Origin of the sequence: Streptomyces macrolidinus (genome assembly GCF_023887685.1) — a bacterium.
Taxonomy (GTDB): domain Bacteria; phylum Actinomycetota; class Actinomycetes; order Streptomycetales; family Streptomycetaceae; genus Streptomyces; species Streptomyces macrolidinus.
Map to the genome: position 1 here is coordinate 1 of NZ_JAMWMR010000025.1, position 15258 is coordinate 15258.

Annotated in this window: 13 protein-coding genes and 1 pseudogene; 5 read left to right on the forward strand and 9 right to left on the reverse strand. The window is 69.3% G+C overall.

The genetic code is table 11. From position 1 onward, the window contains the following. The first annotated feature begins 174 nt into the window (after positions 1-174). A complete protein-coding gene (locus tag NGF19_RS23710; RefSeq protein WP_252427303.1) occupies positions 175-1233 on the forward strand; it encodes a hypothetical protein in 1059 nt (352 codons plus the stop codon). A 676-nt stretch (positions 1234-1909) separates the two neighbouring features. Here NGF19_RS23710 and NGF19_RS23715 read toward each other — a convergent pair. Genes NGF19_RS23715 through NGF19_RS23725 form a run of 3 tightly spaced genes read right to left on the reverse strand, consistent with a single transcriptional unit; the run spans position 1910 to position 4652 of the window. Further along, the gene (locus NGF19_RS23715; protein ID WP_252427304.1) at positions 1910-2887 is read right to left on the reverse strand and encodes a sugar kinase; all 978 of its coding nucleotides are present in this window, start codon (positions 2885-2887) and stop codon (positions 1910-1912) included. Further along, the gene (locus tag NGF19_RS23720; RefSeq protein WP_252427305.1) at positions 2884-3510 is read right to left on the reverse strand and encodes a bifunctional 4-hydroxy-2-oxoglutarate aldolase/2-dehydro-3-deoxy-phosphogluconate aldolase; all 627 of its coding nucleotides are present in this window, start codon (positions 3508-3510) and stop codon (positions 2884-2886) included. Before NGF19_RS23720 ends, NGF19_RS23715 begins: the two co-directional genes overlap by 4 nt. A 2-nt stretch (positions 3511-3512) precedes the next feature. Next, entirely contained in the window at positions 3513-4652 is a 1140-nt protein-coding gene (locus NGF19_RS23725) for a mandelate racemase/muconate lactonizing enzyme family protein (protein WP_252427306.1), read from the reverse strand. Between the two features lie 274 nt (positions 4653-4926). Between NGF19_RS23725 and NGF19_RS23730 the strand changes: the two genes are divergently transcribed. Genes NGF19_RS23730 through NGF19_RS23745 form a run of 4 tightly spaced genes read left to right on the forward strand, consistent with a single transcriptional unit; the run spans position 4927 to position 8324 of the window. Continuing rightward, positions 4927-5604, forward strand: coding sequence for a GntR family transcriptional regulator (locus NGF19_RS23730; protein WP_252427307.1), 678 nt, complete (start codon positions 4927-4929; stop codon positions 5602-5604). Continuing rightward, positions 5601-6389 carry an SDR family NAD(P)-dependent oxidoreductase gene (locus tag NGF19_RS23735; RefSeq protein ID WP_252427308.1) on the forward strand — a complete coding sequence of 263 codons (789 nt, stop codon included), beginning with the start codon at positions 5601-5603 and terminating at the stop codon, positions 6387-6389. The genes NGF19_RS23730 and NGF19_RS23735 overlap by 4 nt, the downstream gene beginning before the upstream one ends. Before the next feature lie 50 nt (positions 6390-6439). After that, the gene (locus NGF19_RS23740; protein WP_252427309.1) at positions 6440-6823 is read left to right on the forward strand and encodes a sensory rhodopsin transducer; all 384 of its coding nucleotides are present in this window, start codon (positions 6440-6442) and stop codon (positions 6821-6823) included. Between the two features lie 55 nt (positions 6824-6878). Further along, the gene (locus tag NGF19_RS23745) at positions 6879-8324 is read left to right on the forward strand and encodes a sugar porter family MFS transporter (RefSeq protein WP_252427310.1); all 1446 of its coding nucleotides are present in this window, start codon (positions 6879-6881) and stop codon (positions 8322-8324) included. A gap of 410 nt (positions 8325-8734) precedes the next feature. Here the strand turns inward: NGF19_RS23745 and NGF19_RS31295 are convergent. The 6 genes and pseudogenes from NGF19_RS31295 to NGF19_RS23780 all read right to left on the reverse strand — a co-directional run. After that, a pseudogene (locus NGF19_RS31295) lies at positions 8735-9133 on the reverse strand (transposase); the annotation flags it as partial. 300 nt (positions 9134-9433) lie between these two features. Further along, positions 9434-10300, reverse strand: a complete 867-nt coding sequence (locus tag NGF19_RS23760) for a TIGR03620 family F420-dependent LLM class oxidoreductase (RefSeq protein ID WP_252427311.1) — start codon at positions 10298-10300, stop codon at positions 9434-9436. 12 nt (positions 10301-10312) lie between these two features. Next, the gene (locus NGF19_RS23765; RefSeq protein WP_308288521.1) at positions 10313-11137 is read right to left on the reverse strand and encodes a nucleotidyltransferase family protein; all 825 of its coding nucleotides are present in this window, start codon (positions 11135-11137) and stop codon (positions 10313-10315) included. 820 nt (positions 11138-11957) lie between these two features. After that, positions 11958-12380, reverse strand: a complete 423-nt coding sequence (locus tag NGF19_RS23770) for a secondary thiamine-phosphate synthase enzyme YjbQ (protein ID WP_252427312.1) — start codon at positions 12378-12380, stop codon at positions 11958-11960. Between the two features lie 80 nt (positions 12381-12460). Next, positions 12461-13297: an endolytic transglycosylase MltG gene (gene mltG / locus NGF19_RS23775; protein ID WP_252427313.1), complete on the reverse strand. Its 837-nt coding sequence runs from the start codon at positions 13295-13297 to the stop codon at positions 12461-12463. Positions 13298-13340: 43 nt separating this feature from the next. Beyond that, positions 13341-15143 (reverse strand): ABC transporter ATP-binding protein, encoded by a 1803-nt coding sequence (locus NGF19_RS23780; protein ID WP_252427314.1) that lies wholly within the window; start codon positions 15141-15143, stop codon positions 13341-13343. Positions 15144-15258 lie beyond the last annotated feature (115 nt).

The window sequence follows — 15258 nt, forward strand, 5'->3', positions numbered from 1 at the left end:
CGGTCGGGGTTGTCCCTGTTCGTGTCCACCAAACTCCGGTCGTGGACGGCCGGCTGCACTGGGTCCTTGGTGGAAGGCCCGCCGGTCGTGAGGCTCGTTCGCTACTGTCCCAGTTGAACTTCCATCCGCAGCACGGACTGTGGGAGGAACTAGACGGACGGCAGGGGGTGCGGTGTGCTGAGTGAGAGCGACGTTCTGAACGCTGTACAGCGGCGTGTCCAGGAGCAAGCGGCAACTTCCGAACTGGCACTGCCGGACACGGTGGAGATCACCTGGCTCTCCCTCCTGGAGGGTGAGACCGTGCGATGCATCGAGACCCGGAAAGAAGGCCGGCGGGAGCATTTCGGCTCCATCGATCTGTCGAGCCGGCCGGTGTACGACGTCCTGAGCGATTACCACGTGGCGCCGCCGAAGAGCCCGGAGGAAAGACTGACGCTGAAGCTGGTACGACGCGGAACCGCGGCGGACGAGTCATGTTCGTGCAGTAACGGCAAGGTGTCTTGCCCTCGCTGCAGTGGCCGGGGCGATCTGCTCTGCGAGGAGACGATGATCTGCCCGGCCTGCCGTGGTGTGGACTCGTGTCTGCGCTGCGACATCACCGAAACCAAGAACCGGAAGCTCCCCGAGGGCCGCGGCTCGGTGGACGAACGTGGTCTGTGCCGACGCTGCGGGGAGCGGGACGTCGCATGTACCACCTGCTATGGCAGACGCCGCGTCACCTGCTCCCAGTGCGGTGGCAGAGGACTGCGCAGCTGCCCCGACTGCAACCGCGCGGGAACCCAAGACCACGATAAGTGCAAAGGCGCGGGGCGGATCGTGACGTGGACCGAGGGCATCGTCTCCCGGACCCCTGAGAAGGACACGGTGAGGAAGCCCGAAGCAGGCGTGCCGGACCGGGTCCGCAAGGCAGCTCACGAAAGCGGCCACTGGCACACGATGCGCCTGAACGACGACCAGCCTGTGCCCACGGAGGCGACGAGCGAGTTCCGCCGCGCTGTACAGCCCTACCTGACACCGTCCAAAGGTGAGATCGCGCGGCAGGCCACGTTCCAACACCTGAAACTGGCCCGCGTGGTGGCATCGCAGCACCCGCACCGTGTCTACTACGTCATTCCTACGGCCAGTTCACCCAGAGTGGTCATCCTGCCTTCGCAACGGCGTCTCTGGCAGATCGCCGCAGCGGTTCTCGGAGCCCTCGTGGTACTGATCACGCTCCTACAGCTGTTGTCGTAACCCTCACTTGAGCATGCGTCGGCCAAGGGAGTGCGCCGCGAAACTACTGACATCATCGTCGATCAGGCCGCGCACCATCTATGAGGGCGCGGAAGCGGGTCCGCTGCAGCGGCATCGAAACTGTGGACTGCCTGGCACCTCACCAGACTCCCGCATACCTGGCAGGCGACCAGCGCGCCTCCCCTCGCCGAGACACACGCCACGATCAGCTTCCGTATCTGGACCGCACTCGGCAGCCTGACCGCAGGCACCGTGCTCCTGATCCGCATGCAACGGCAAGGGCTCGGCCCCGGCGACGAACTCTTCCGCAACTTCCACCTGTTGGAAGCGCTCAACAACTTCCAGGCCTACCTCGGCTTCGCCCTCATCCTCCTCGCCCTCCTCGTGCTCTTCCCGCCCGGTGGTGGACCGGCCCTCGCAGCCACCGGCATGACAGCGAGCGCCATCACCGCCGAAGCCGCCCTTCACGCCGCTGGGCTGGGCACCCTCGGTATCGTCCTCATGGCTGCCTCGGCTGACGGCAGCAGTGACGGTACTCCGGCCGAGTCGGGCTCGGGGTGGCTGACGGCTACCCTTCAGGACCTGGCTCCATCGACGAGCGACGCGGGTGACCGCGCGGCCCCGTCTGCGTCCTCGCCCACCACCGTCGGCGGACGGCCACTCGCGCGGCGAGCGGTCAGCGCACGACCGGATCGGCGCCGTCCAGGAAGGCCGACAGGTCGCGTCTCGTCGGTGTGCCCTCCCAGTCGCCGGTGTTGAGGCAGGCCAGGGCGCCGCACGCGTTGGCTTGTCGCAGCCGTTCGACCGGTGAGCGACTCTCCAGCACGGCCGCGAGATAGCCCGCGACGAACGCATCGCCCGCACCGACGGTGTCCACCGGCTCGACGGGGAAGGCCGCGGCTTCCTCGTACGCGCCGTCGCGGTGGGACGCGGCGCCCGCATCGCCTCGTTTGAGGACGACTTCACGCGACCCGGCGTCGGCGAGGGATGCCAGAAGGGCGGAGTCGTCGGCGACGTGGTGCCGGTCCGTCCGGTCGCAGAGCAGGAAGAGTTCGCCGTGTCCGCCGAAGAGGACGTCGACGAGGGGGAGCAGCCGCTGAAGCCCCTCGCGTGCCTCGTCGACGCTCCACAGAGTCGACCGGTAGTTGACGTCGAGGCTGACCCGTACGCCGTGTTCGCGGGCCGTCACCGCTGCCTCATGGACAAGATCCGCGCTCGTCCTGGACAGTGCCGGGGTGATGCCGGTCAGGTGCAGCAGCTCGACGCCCTCGAACAGCTCCGGCCTCAGGAGTTCCGGGGACATCGCGCTCGCCGCGCTTCCGGACCGGTAGTAGCTGACGCGAGAGGCGCCCGGAACCCGGGATTCCTTGACCATCAGCCCGGTCGGTCGTTCCCCGTCGACCTCTGCGGCGAGTTCCACGCCCTCGGCGCGCAGCGCGGCGAGGACGGCTTCGCCGATCGCGTCGTCGCCGACGCGCCCCAGCCAGAGCGCGCCGATGCCGAGGCGGGACAGCCCGATCGCGACGTTCGTCTCCGCGCCGCCGATCGTGATGCGCGCGGAGGCCCCGGCCCGCAGGGGGCCGGTTTCTCCTGCCCGGACGAGACCCATCGTCTCGCCGAGCGTCAGCACCCGAGGGCGCGGCCGTACGTTCATGTGATCACGTCCTCGCCGATCGCCTCGGCAAGGCGCCGCATGCGGTCGGTGAGGGTCCGGAGCGACCCGCCGTTCAGCGCGTCGCCGATGAGAGGTCCGCCCATGGAGACGGCGGCCGCTCCCGCGGCCAGCCACGCGCGTGCCTCTGCCGCGCCGATCCCTCCGGACGGCACGGCGCGCAGGTCCGGGAAGGGCCCGCGGAGCTGCTCCAGGTATTCGGCTCCGACCGCGGACGCGGGGAAGATCTTCACCAGGTCCGCGCCCGAGGCCGTCGCGGTCATCACCTCGGTAGGAGTGAGCGCGCCCATGATGACCGGCACGCCGTGCTCGTGCGCCGGCTCCGCCGCCGCGCGGACGATGCCCGGAGTGACGAGGAACCGCGCACCGGCGTCGAGCGCGGCTCGGGCCAGCACGCCGTCGGTCACGGTGCCGACACCGATGCGCGCAATGTCGCCGACATCCGCTCGCAGGCGGCTGACGACGTCGAGCGTTCCCGGCGTGGTGAGCGTGAGCTCGATCTCGCGGACGCCTCCGGCGACGAGTGCGTCGACGACAGGGCGGTAGCGGTCCGCCGACGGGGCGCGGAGGACCGCGACGACCTTCGACAGGGGTGTGGTCGGCATGCTCACGCCTCCGGGTCCGCGAACGCGGGCCGGGTGCCGTACTTCTCGACCGCTTCGGGGTCGAGGGACACACCGAGTCCGGGGCCGGAGGGGATGTCGAGGCATCCGTCGGCACCAAGTCGCCAGCCCCCCGCGACCAGGTCGTCCACATAGGCCGAGCCGGTCTTGTACTCGACGAGGTCGGTGGACGCGAGCGCGGACGAGAGCTGCAGATCGGCGGCGAGACCGATGGCCGTGTTCCATCCGTGCGGGATCAGGCGGATGCCGAGGTCCTGGGCCTCCCAGCCGATCCGTCGCGACTCGCTCAGGCCGCCTCCCTTGGTGGTGTCGGGCTGGACGATGTCGAAGGCGCGGCGCCGCAGGTAAGGGGAGAAGCTCTGCCTGCGGGTGAGGACCTCGCCGCCGCTGATGGGGACGGGTGAACCCGCGCGGAGTTCGGCGAAGCCTTCCAGGTCGTCCGGCGCGAGGGCCTCCTCGAACCAGGCGACGTCGTAGTCGGCGAGCATCCGCGCGGTTCGCTTCGCCCATGCCAGGCCGCCGGGGAAGAAGCCTTCGGAGCCGCCGGCGTCGACAGCGAGCAACCGGTCGCCTATCGCGGCGCGAGCGGCGGCGACGGTGCGCTCGTCGGTGGCGGCGTCCACCCGTCCGAACTTCCACCAGCCGATCTTGAACGCGGTGAATCCCTGCTCCACGAGTTCGGTGAGGTTGTCCGTCATCGGTCCGGCCTCGTCCATGAGCACCGACGCGTAAGGGCGCACCCGGGTGCGGTGGCGCCCGCCGAGCAGTCGGCCGACCGGCTGGCCGAGCGCCTGACCGGCGATGTCCCACAGGGCGATGTCGATCGCGCTCGTCGCGTGCGTGAGCGCCCCGCCCCGGCCCATCCAGAACGCGGTCTGGTGCAGCGTTTCGGTGATCCGCTCGACCTCCACCGGGTCCTGTCCGACGAGGTGCGGGAGCAGGAGGTCGATCGCTCCCCGGACGAGATTCTCGGTGGTGAACGCACTTCCGATGCCCGTGACGCCTTCGTCGGTGTGGACGGCGACAAGCGTGTGCACGACATCGTCCGGGCGCAGTTCGTTCGACCAACCGCCCTCGGGGGTCGCCCCGCGAAGACCGCATGTCTCGACCCTGGTGATTCTCATGAGTGCCTCTCGTGACGGGTGCCATAGCCGCGGACGCCGACGGGGCGGCGGCTGTGTTCGGGACCGTACCCGACCGAGAGGGCCATTGTCGACAATCGACTATTCGGCTACAGTCTGCCGGACCGCCCGCCGCACCCGCCCGGGAGGCACTACCGGAAGGCGTCATGCGACGAAGCCCCGCTCCCACCCCCGCCCCGCGACCCACTCCCTCCGCACCTCTGGGAGCCCGCCGAACTTGATTGTCGACAAAGTACGATCCTGCTACGCTCCGGCCATGTCTGGTCTTCCCGCGCTTCCCGCACTCCCCTCCGCCTCCCTCGCCTCCCGCCGCGAAACCGTGGCGGACGTCCTGCGCGAGGCCATCACCTCGGGCCGCCTCCAAGCGGGCCAGAAGCTCACGGAGTCGGGGGTCGCCGAACAGCTGGGAACCAGCAGGGCGCCGGTCCGCGAGGCGCTGCGCCAGCTGGAGCAGGAGGGCCTGGTGGTCTCCTATCCGTACCGCGGTACGGAGGTACTCGGCGTCTCCCAGGAGGAGATCGAGAACGTTCTCGTACCGGTCCGCGTCTCCCTGGAGAAGTTCGCCTTCCGCAAGGCGATGCCCCGTCTGACCGACGCGGATTACGCCCATCTCCAGTCGCTCGTCCGCAACATGGAGGAAGCGGCCGACGCGTCCGACGCGGCGCTGCTCGCCGACGAGGACATCCGCTTCCACGAGGCGGTCGTGACCTTGTCGGGGCAGCAGCACTGCCTGCAGATCTGGCGGTCGATCCAGCCCCGCGTGCGCGCCTACTTCCGGCGCGACGCGAGCCACTACCCGGACGCGACCGTGGTCGCCGGGCAGCACCGCGAGCTCATCGACGCACTTCGCGCGGGCGACGAGCACGCACTGGACCGCACCGTCACCGCCCACATCCAGACCCATTTCAGAACCACCGAGGACTCCTCCGAATGACCAGAACGATCTTGATCACCGGCGGCGGTAGCGGCATCGGCCGCGCCACCGCGTTCGAAGCCGCACGCCGGGGCTGGGCCGTCGGCATCCTCGACCGTGACGGCGAGAGCGCCGAGCGGGCCGCGGCCGAGGCCCGGCGCTTCGGCGCCCACAGAGTCTGGTCGGCCGCGGTGGACGTCACCGGCGAACGGGAGCTCGTCGACGCGTTCGGCGCGGCGAGCACCGCACTGGGCCCGGTGGACGGGGTGATCGCGAACGCCGGCATCGAGGTCAACGCGCCCCTGCCGCAGATGCCTCTCGAGACATGGCGCCGCGTCCTCGACGTGAATCTCACCGGCGCCTTCCTGACCGTACGCACGGCCGCGCAGGCGCTGCGGGACGCCGGGAGGCCGGGCTCCCTCGTGTGCGTGTCCTCCCCTTCCGCCTTCGTCGGCTTCGCGGGCGGCTCGAACAGCGCGTACGGAGCGTCCAAGGGCGGAGTCTCCGCGTTCGTGCGAGCGGCCGCCATCGACCTCGCCCCTCACGGCATCCGCGTCAACGCGGTCGTCCCCGGCGCCACCGACACGCCGATGCTCTACTTCGGCCTCGACGGTGACGCGCTCGAAGCGGAGCGCGCGCGCTTGAGGGACGCCGCGGCACGGCAGATCCCGCTCGGGCGGATGGCCGACCCCGCCGAGATCGCGCGTGCCGCCACCTGGCTGCTCTCCGACGACGCCTCGTACGTCACGGGCAGTCACCTGGTCTGCGACGGCGGCCTCATGGCCAAGAGCGCGAACGATTTCTGACCGGACTTGTGACAAACCCTGAGAACCCACTGCAGAAAGGCCGAACTCACATGACGACTCAGGCGATCGGCGCCACGACATGGGTGGTCGCGGACGGCTACATCCCCCCGAGCAGCACCGGACCGGCACCCGCGATGACCAGCCATGACAGCATCTGTATGCTCAACGCGGGCGACGACCCCGCACACGTCGCAGTCGAGGTCTTCTACACCGACCGCGAGCCGGTCGGACCCTATGAACTCACCGTTCCCGCACGCCGCGCACACCACCAGCGGATCAATGATCTCCGCGGCCCCGAGCCGATCCTTCCGGGCGTCGACTACTGCCTGGTGATCCGGAGCGACCACCCCATCGTCGTCCAGCACACCCGCCTCGACTCCCGGCAGGCGGAGAACGCCCTGATGTCCACCATCGCCTATCCCTCCTCCCGGTGATTCTCCCTGTGAGCAACATGGTCGACAATCCACAATCGACAAGGACCGGTTCATCATGTCCCACGCACGCCCCGGAGAGAGCGGCCGCCTGACCCGCCGGGTGGCCGCGATGGCGGTGGCCGCCGCCATCGGCGGCTTCCTCTTCGGATTCGACACCGCCGTGATCAACGGCGCCGTGAACGCCATCGAGATCAACTTCGCGCTGGACTCCATCGGACTCGGCACCATCGTCGCCGTCACCCTGCTGGGCGCCACACTCGGCTCCTTCACCGCCGGCTGGCTCGCCGACCGCATCGGGCGCCACCGCACCATGGCGGTCGCCGGTGCCGTCTTCCTCGTCGCCGCGATCGGCTGCGGCCTCGCCCAGGGCCTCTGGGACCTGGCGATCTGGCGCCTGCTCACCGGCTACGGCGTCGGATTCGCGACAGTGATCGGACCGCTCTACATCTCGGAGATCGCTCCGGCGAACGTGCGCGGCCGCCTCGCGTCGCTCCAGCAGATGGCCATCGTCCTCGGCATCTTCGCCGCTCTCCTCTCCGACAGCTCGATCGCGCTCGCGCTCGAAGGCGCGGACGCGCGGGCGTTCCTCGGGCTCCCCGCGTGGCGGTGGATGTTCATCGTGGGCATCGTGCCGGCCCTTGTCTACCTGGTCATCGCACTCGCGGTCCCTGAGTCGCCGCGGTTCCTCGTCGCGCGCGGGCGAGCCGCCGAAGCGCGCGACGTGCTGCAGAGGCTCCAGGACATCACGGCCGAAGAAGCCGCCACGCTGACCGACCGTATGACCGCGACGCTGCGGACCGACCGCTCCGCCCGCTTCCAGGATCTCCTCGACCGGCGGCGCGTCCTCCTCCCCGTCGTCTGGGTGGGAATCGGACTCGCGGCCCTTCAGGCCCTGGTCGGCGTCGACGTCATCTTCTACTACTCCACGTCGCTGTGGCAGTCGGTCGGCTTCGGTGAGTCGGCGGCGTTCGCGCTGTCGGTGCTGAGTTCCTTCGTGAACGTGGCCGCGACGGTGATCGCGATTCTGCTCATCGACAGGGTGGGCCGCCGCCGGCTGCTGCTCGCCGGATCGACGGGCATGTTCCTGAGCCTCGTCACGGTGGCGGTGGGCTTCTCCACCGCCACCATCGCCGCGGACGGTGAGCCCGCGCTGTCCGGGATCTGGGGGCCGATCACTCTTGTCGGCGCGAACCTGTTCGTCGTGGCCTTCGCCGTCTCCTGGGGCCCGGCCGTCTGGGTCCTTCTCGGCGAGATGTTCCCCAACCGCATACGCGGCCTTGCGCTGTCGGCGTGCGCCGCCGCCAACTGGCTCGCCGGCGTCCTGCTCAACTTCACGTTCCCGAGCCTGCGCGACCTCTCCCTGGCGGGAAGCTACGGGGTCTACGCGTTCATGGCTCTGCTCTCGTGGCTGCTCGTGTTCTTCTTCGTCGATGAGACGAAGGGGCGCTCACTGGAGGACGTGCCGGAAGACGCCACACCCGTGACCAGCCCCCTGAAGTGAAACGCGCCGACGAGGCGCCGGACGCCGCGGCGCTCATGCCCGGCCCGCCCTCCCCGCCCCGGATCCGGAACGTGCTCCGGGGCGCCTGCGGGGCTGGCCGCCCTGTGGTCCGACGCCGAGACGCAGGCACGCGACCTGACCGAACAGCTCCAGAGGCAGGTATCGAGCGCGACGACGAGGGGCATGGCCGTCCGCCTGGAACGCGCGGTCAGGAGCCAGCCCCACGTGCGGCAGGAAGCACCGGGCGCCCCGCCCGGTCCGCGACGCCCGGCTTCACGGCCGCCATCGGTGAAGGCCCGGCGTGCTCCCCCTTTGAGGGCCCTGACGTGCGAGCCGTTGATCGCGCGGTCGTTCATGTCCAGCAAGTCGGCACGTCGCAGCTCGATGAGCGGGGACTCGTGCAGGCGGACCCATACCCCAGGCTCGGTCCAGTCCCGCAGCCGCCGCCAGCAGGTGACCCCGGAGCAGCCGATCCGTTCGGCAGGGACGTCCGCCCACGAGATGCCCTTGCGCAGGACATACGCGATCCCGGCCAGCGCGGTACGGTCGTCGACTGGCTTCCGTCCGGGCAACCGGTGCCGCCGCGGCGGCCGGGGTGGAGCGCAACCATGTGCGCGGTTGGTCGCGTTGAGACCCTGATGGATCGGTGGGCTGCCAGCGGGGAAGCTCTGGGAGGACGCTACTTCTGATGCTCGGACGGGCTCATCGTCCGCGACGGCGGCATCAGCAGCGTGATCCAGGTCCTCATCGGCCTGGTCGAGAACAGCGAGTTCACGCAGATCCTGCAACGCCTCGAGGATTGACCCCACTCAGCCCGCCCCTCTCATTCTGAAACGATCAGTAAAGCTGTTCTCTATGGCCTCCGGTGACTGACCGCGACAGTCCGCGAGGTTGAGTGGGCATGACTGCCCCGGTTGCTGCGCCTGCGTGACTCGCGCTTCGGCATCCACCGTTGTGGGCCCTGACGGTCGGTCATTTGGCACGAAGAGCGCGGGCATCCCGGCCCTCGTGGGTAGCGGAGGCGGGTGGGCACGCTCGTACTGGTCGTGCCAAGCGGCAATCGTGAAGAACAGTGCAACGGTTGCCACGAACGGGCACCGGGGGCATCGTCAGATGGTCGGAAGCACTGAGGCCAGGTCGTGCCAAGCAGCGCGTGGGAAGGCTCGGGGGTGCTCGGTGACAACATGGACGGCGACATGGTCGGCACCGGCCCGCAGATGGCTGGTGACGTGGGCGGTGATCCGCTCGGTGTCCCCCCAGGCGACGAGCCTGTCGACGAGGCGGTCGCTGCCGCCGTGCTGGAGATCGGCCTCGGTGAAGCCTGAGTCGAGCCAGGTTCGGTTGAGGTTGGGCAGTGTCAGGTAGGGCGCGAGTACGGTGCGGGCCACTGCCCGGGCCGCGACCGGGTCGGTGAGCGGGACCACGGTCTGCACGGGGGCTAACAGCGGGCCCGCGCCCAGCAGCGCACGGGCCCGCGCGGTGTAGCAGGCATCTACGAGATAGGGCTGCGTGCCGGCGGTCCGAGCGGCGGCCAGCTGTGTCATCCGCGGGCGGTGTGCGCCGATGAGCCGTGCGGAGGGCGGTGGTGCGGTGCCGATGGCATCCAGCGCGTCGAGATAGCGGCACATGGCGGTCAGCGGCTGCCGGTAGCGTTCGGCGAACGGGGCATGGCTCACCGCCAGGCCCGTGACCAGTCGGCCGCGGTCGGCAGCGGGCAGTGCCCGGTAGGCGGCGGCGAGCTGGTCCGGGGTGTGTGTCCAGATGGAGAGGCAGGCGACCGCTACCACCGTCCGTCTGGTCGCCGCCAGCACTTCGGCTGCCGGAGCGAGATCCGCCTGCGGGTTGTCGCCGGGAACACCGCCTAACCACAGCGCGCCGTAGCCGAGTTCCTCAAGCTCGGCCGCGGCCTCCCTCGCCTCGGCGCGGTCCCCGTGGGTGAGTCCCACACTCCATACACCGATCCGTCCGAGCCGCATGGCGCTCCTCTTCTACACGTCATCCGTACCCGACGCGAGTTCGCGTTCAATGTCGTCCAGGTCACGTGGTGTATTGATGGCCCGCCAGGGGCCGTCCACCGGATAGCCGATCAGCTGCCGTGCCTGTATCAGACGAGGGAGGGTGGCCTCCTCGTGGTCGCCCTCGTCGGGCAGCAGTTCCACAACGCGCGGGTCGAAGATGTAGACGCCGCCGTTGACCCGTAACGGCGGTGGCATGCGTGAGACAAGCGTGGTCACTCGGCCCCGCTCGTCACAGTCGACGCTGCCCCTGGGCAGCCAGGGCCGGGGCAGGGCAACCGTGGCCAGCGCGGCGTGACTCCGGTGGTGAGCGAACATACCGGCGAGCGAAAACCGCGTCCAGATGTCCCCGTACACCGCCAGCCACGGCTCGTCGAGCCGGTCCAAGGCGGCGGATGCGAGCTTGAGTCCGCCGCCCCGGCCCAGGGGCCGTTCCTCGACCACCACATCCGTCCGCAGCGGCATCTGGTGGGAGGCGAGGTAGTCGCCGATCACCGGCGCAAGGTGCCCCGTGGAGACGACGACCTGTTCCACGCCCGACTCCGCGAGCCAGTCGAGTTGGTGGCGCAGGATCGGCGTGCCGTGCACTTCGACCATCGTCTTCGGCCGGGTCCGCGTCAGTGGACACAACCGACTACCGAAACCGCCGGCCAGGATGACCGCCTGCCGCACCGCGCCGCGTCCAGTATCCCCGCCGTCCACATCATCCGAGAGTTGTGACATGATCACGTAGCGTACGCCGCGCCTGTACTTCTCGCCGCAGGCCGTCCCTGCCGCCGGCCGCAGCAGGCCCCACACCGGGCCACCGCCGCCACCTTCGCCTCCAGGCGGATCAAGCCGAGAGTTGAGGGCTGAGGGCCGACGTCAGCGTGCCCCAGCGATCTCTTCGATACCAAGCCTGGGCGGATGAGGGCCAGAGCCCCCGCTGTTCGACGCTGCGGCGCCTTCACGACGGCTTGTCCGACCCCGGCGTGCGGGAGATCCTGGCGAAAATACAACGAGTCGACAACCGCCCGACTCGCTGTTCTTCGGTGATTTCACCGTCGCGATGTCAATGACTGCGCCAACCTCCACGGATGCGCTGGCGAAGGCCTTGTTGTCCAGCGCGGTGGCCGAATGGCGGGACACAGCAAGTGATTGTCAAACCTCGAACAGGGGCAGCATTACATTCTGCTCCCCGGCCCTGCTGTTTCAACAGACCACTCTCTGAACGGCCAATTGGTAGGACGCAGCCGAGTCCAGATCGCAGAAGCAGGATCGTAGGTTGAGCGAGAGTCACCTCAATCCCTGCTCGGGTCCGTGTGAAGTTCCGTTGCAGCCGGAGCCTCGTATCCAGCGGGCCGTCCCTCCATCCACCATCTCGTGTGAGCTTAATCTTCTTCTCGTCCCGCACCTTGTATCCGGTGTTCAGGCAGTTGACGACGTTGCGGCCGAGCCGGTCCACCGCTGCCGTCACCAAGCCGCCGTAAGGCCCCCTCTCATCGCGGAGCCAGGGGCCGAGCTTCATGAACGGGGCGGGGCGCCCGAGACCTCCCACTTGGGTCCGTACCCGCGCAGGTCTCTCTCCGTTCGCACGCGCACGGCACGGAGAATCGACGCCCCCCGCGAGCGATCTTGGTCAGCCGAGGAAGCTCAACCGCACCTGACGGTCAGGGTTGTCCCTGTTCGTGTCCACCAGGCACACCGACTGCCAAGTCCCCAGTTCCAGACGGCCGCCGATGACCGGCAGGGTCGCGTGGGGTGGGACGAAGGCCGGGAGGACGTGGTCGCGGCCGTGGCCGGGGCTGCCGTGGCGGTGTTGCCAGCGGTCGTCCGCCGGGAGCAGCGTGTGCAGGGCCGCGAGGAGGTCGTCGTCGCTGCCGGAGCCCGTCTCGATGATCGCTACGCCGGCCGTGGCGTGCGGTACGAAGACGTTCAGGAGGCCGTCCCGGCCGCCCGCCGCCTCGCGGAGGAAGGCCTCGCAGTCTCGGGTGAGGTCGACGACCGACTCCGCCGAGCCGGAGGTGATGTTCAGGACACGGGTGCTGAAGACATCGGACATGCCTCCATCCTCGCCCATACGACGCCTTCCACGCCCGAGCGATCGTGCGCCGTACGACGCCGGTCCCCCGCCGCGTGCGCTCAGTGCGGCGGCGACTTGCCGGCGCGCAGCCGGTTGAACTCGGCCACGTTCCGCTGCTGCTCCTCGTAGCTTCCCGTGAACCGGGTGTCGCCCGGCTTGACCGTGACGAAGTAGAGCCAGTCGCCCGGTGTCGGATTGAGCACGGCGCGCAGCGCGTCCTCGCCCGGGTTGGCGATCGGTGTCGGCGGCAGGCCCATGCGCTGGTACGAGTTGTAGAGGCTGTCGATGCGTGTGTCGGCGGTCGTGGTGTCCAGCGTGAAGCGGTTCATCGCGTAGTTGAGGGTGGAGTCCATCTGGAGCGGCATGCCGCGCTCCAGGCGGTTGAAGACGACCCGGGCGACCTTGCGCATGTCGGCCGGGGTCGCGGCCTCGGCCTGCACGATGCTCGCGATGGTGACGGTCCGATAGCCGTTCATCGCGCTGCGCGGGGCACCCGCGGCGACCGTGACACCGCTGAACCTCTTCTTCGCGGTGGACACCATGTACCGCAGCAGGGACTGCGGAGTCGTCCGCTCGCTGATCGGATACGTGGCCGGGAAGAGGTAGCCCTCCGGATTGCCCTCCGCGCTCTTCGGCAAGTCGAGATGGGCCTTGGTCAGGGACTTCCTCGTCGAACCCGGCGGCAGCCGCAGGGCCTTGTCGATCGCCGCGTAGACCTGGCGCGCACGCCAGCCCTCCGGGATGACGAGCGACGCGCGGGTCCCTTCGTTCCTGTTCAGGATCGTGAGCGGCGCCGCCACACCGGCGACCGCCACGACGGCTCCGGTCGTGACCAGGGCGATGCGGCTCCGGCGCGTCAGTCGAATGCGTTTCCACAGTGGGGTATTCGTCTGCATGCGGGCACGGTAACCCGCAATTCACGGCATATCCGGCATATTTTCATCTTGTCGACTCCAGTTGGGCGTCCCGTCTGACGAGGGCCGCGTACCGGCCCCCCAGTTCCAGCAACTCCTCGTGCGTGCCCCGTTCGACCACGTGTCCGGAGTCGAGAACGACGATCTGGTCGGCACCGCGCACGGTGGACAGCCGGTGGGCGATGGTCAGCGTGGTGCGGTCGGCCGACAGGGCGTCGATGGCCTCCTGGACCGCGTACTCGGTGCGCGTGTCCAGCGCGCTGGTCGCTTCGTCGAGGATGAGGACCGGCGGGTCACGCAGGATGGTGCGGGCGATGGCGAGCCGTTGCTTCTCACCGCCCGAGAACCGGTGGCCGCGTTCGCCGACGATCGTGTCGTACCCGTCCGGCAGGGACGCGATGTGGTCGTGGATCTGGGCCGCCTGCGCTGCCGTCCGCAGCTCCTCGTCGGTGGCGTCCGGCTTGGCGAAGCGGAGGTTGTCGGCGACCGAGGCGTGGAAGAGGTACGTCTCCTGGGAGACCACCCCTATGGCGCGAGCGAGCGTGTCGAAGTCCAGGTCCCGTACGTCGACGCCGTCGAGCGTGACCCGCCCGGCCGTCACGTCGTACAGCCGCGGCACCAGATAGCTGAGCGTGGACTTGCCCGAGCCGGTGGGGCCGACCACGGCGAGGCTGCCGCCCGGCGGGACGGTGATGTCGATGTCCGCCAGGATCGGGCCGCTCTTGTCGTCGTAGTGGAACTCGACCCCCTCGAAGCGGATCTCCCCCTTGACCTGGTCGAGGTGGACCGGGGCCTCGGGCTCGGTGATGTCGATGGGCAGGTCGAGGTATTCGAAGATGCGCTGGAAGAGCGCGAGCGAGGTCTGGATCTGGACCCCGGTGGACAGCAGGCTGACGGTCGGCCGGAACAGGCCCTGCTGGAGCGAGACGAACGCGACGAGCGTACCGATCGAGATGGACGGGCCGCCGAGTTGGAGCGCGATGCCCGCGGCCCAGTAGATGACGGCGGGCATGGCGGCCATGACGATGCTGATGACGGACATCCGCCAGCGCCCCGCCATGTTCGACTTCACTTCGAGGGCGACCAGGCTCTCCGACTCGCCCGCGAAGGACCGGGTGAGGGAGTCGGAGCGGCCCATGGTGCGGCCGAGGAGGATGCCGCTGACGGAGAGCGACTCGGTGACCGTGGCGGCCATCGCGGCCATCTGCTTCTGGCGCTGGGTGGCGATCCTCTTGCGTTCGTTGCCCACCCGTCTGCTGATCCAGGCGAACAGCGGCAGCAGGAGCAGCGAGACGACGGTGAGCCGCCAGTCGAGGGCGACCATCGCGACGATGGTCGCGACCACGCTGGTGAGGTTGGAGACCAGCGAGGTGGCGGTGGAGGTGACCGTCGCCTGCATACCGCCGATGTCGTTGGCGATACGGGACTGGACCTCGCCCGTGCGCGTACGCGTGAAGAAGGCGAGCGACATGCGCTGCAGCCGGTCGTACACCGCGGTGCGCAGATCGTGCATGACGCGCTGGCCGACCGTCGTGGAGATCAGGGTCTGCAGCACGCCGAAGACGCTCGTGACGACGGCGCTCAGGATCATGCCGAGCGCGAGCAGGCTCAGCAGCCCGGTGCGGCCCTGCGGGATCGCCACGTCCAGGGTCGCCTTCAGCAGGAACGGCGTGGCGACGGAGACCAGCGACGAGGCGCCGACGAGCACGCCGACGACGGCGAGCCGGCCGGTGTACGGCTTGAAGAGCTTCAGGATGCGACGCACCTGCCGCGGCTGCTCGGGCGAGCCGCCAGGTGACGGTGTCCACGTGGGTCGGTCGGGATGCATGGGCTCCTACGGGGTGCTCGGCGGATCTGGGACGGGGTCGGTTCGGGAATCGGCTCGGAACGGCTCAGCGGACGGGCGGGAAGGTTCGGCGGACACTTCGGACGGTACGACGGCG

Excerpts from the sequence above, each read along its gene's own strand:
- NGF19_RS23715 (WP_252427304.1), bottom strand. The coding sequence starts at position 2,887 with ATGAACGTACGGCCGCGCCCTCGGGTGCTGACGCTCGGCGAGACGATG.
- NGF19_RS23720 (WP_252427305.1), bottom strand. The coding sequence starts at position 3,510 with ATGCCGACCACACCCCTGTCGAAGGTCGTCGCGGTCCTCCGCGCCCCG.
- NGF19_RS23725 (WP_252427306.1), bottom strand. The coding sequence starts at position 4,652 with ATGAGAATCACCAGGGTCGAGACATGCGGTCTTCGCGGGGCGACCCCC.
- NGF19_RS23730 (WP_252427307.1), top strand. The coding sequence starts at position 4,927 with ATGTCTGGTCTTCCCGCGCTTCCCGCACTCCCCTCCGCCTCCCTCGCC.
- NGF19_RS23735 (WP_252427308.1), top strand. The coding sequence starts at position 5,601 with ATGACCAGAACGATCTTGATCACCGGCGGCGGTAGCGGCATCGGCCGC.
- NGF19_RS23740 (WP_252427309.1), top strand. The coding sequence starts at position 6,440 with ATGACGACTCAGGCGATCGGCGCCACGACATGGGTGGTCGCGGACGGC.
- NGF19_RS23745 (WP_252427310.1), top strand. The coding sequence starts at position 6,879 with ATGTCCCACGCACGCCCCGGAGAGAGCGGCCGCCTGACCCGCCGGGTG.
- NGF19_RS23760 (WP_252427311.1), bottom strand. The coding sequence starts at position 10,300 with ATGCGGCTCGGACGGATCGGTGTATGGAGTGTGGGACTCACCCACGGG.
- NGF19_RS23770 (WP_252427312.1), bottom strand. The coding sequence starts at position 12,380 with ATGTCCGATGTCTTCAGCACCCGTGTCCTGAACATCACCTCCGGCTCG.
- mltG (WP_252427313.1), bottom strand. The coding sequence starts at position 13,297 with ATGCAGACGAATACCCCACTGTGGAAACGCATTCGACTGACGCGCCGG.
- NGF19_RS23780 (WP_252427314.1), bottom strand. The coding sequence starts at position 15,143 with ATGCATCCCGACCGACCCACGTGGACACCGTCACCTGGCGGCTCGCCC.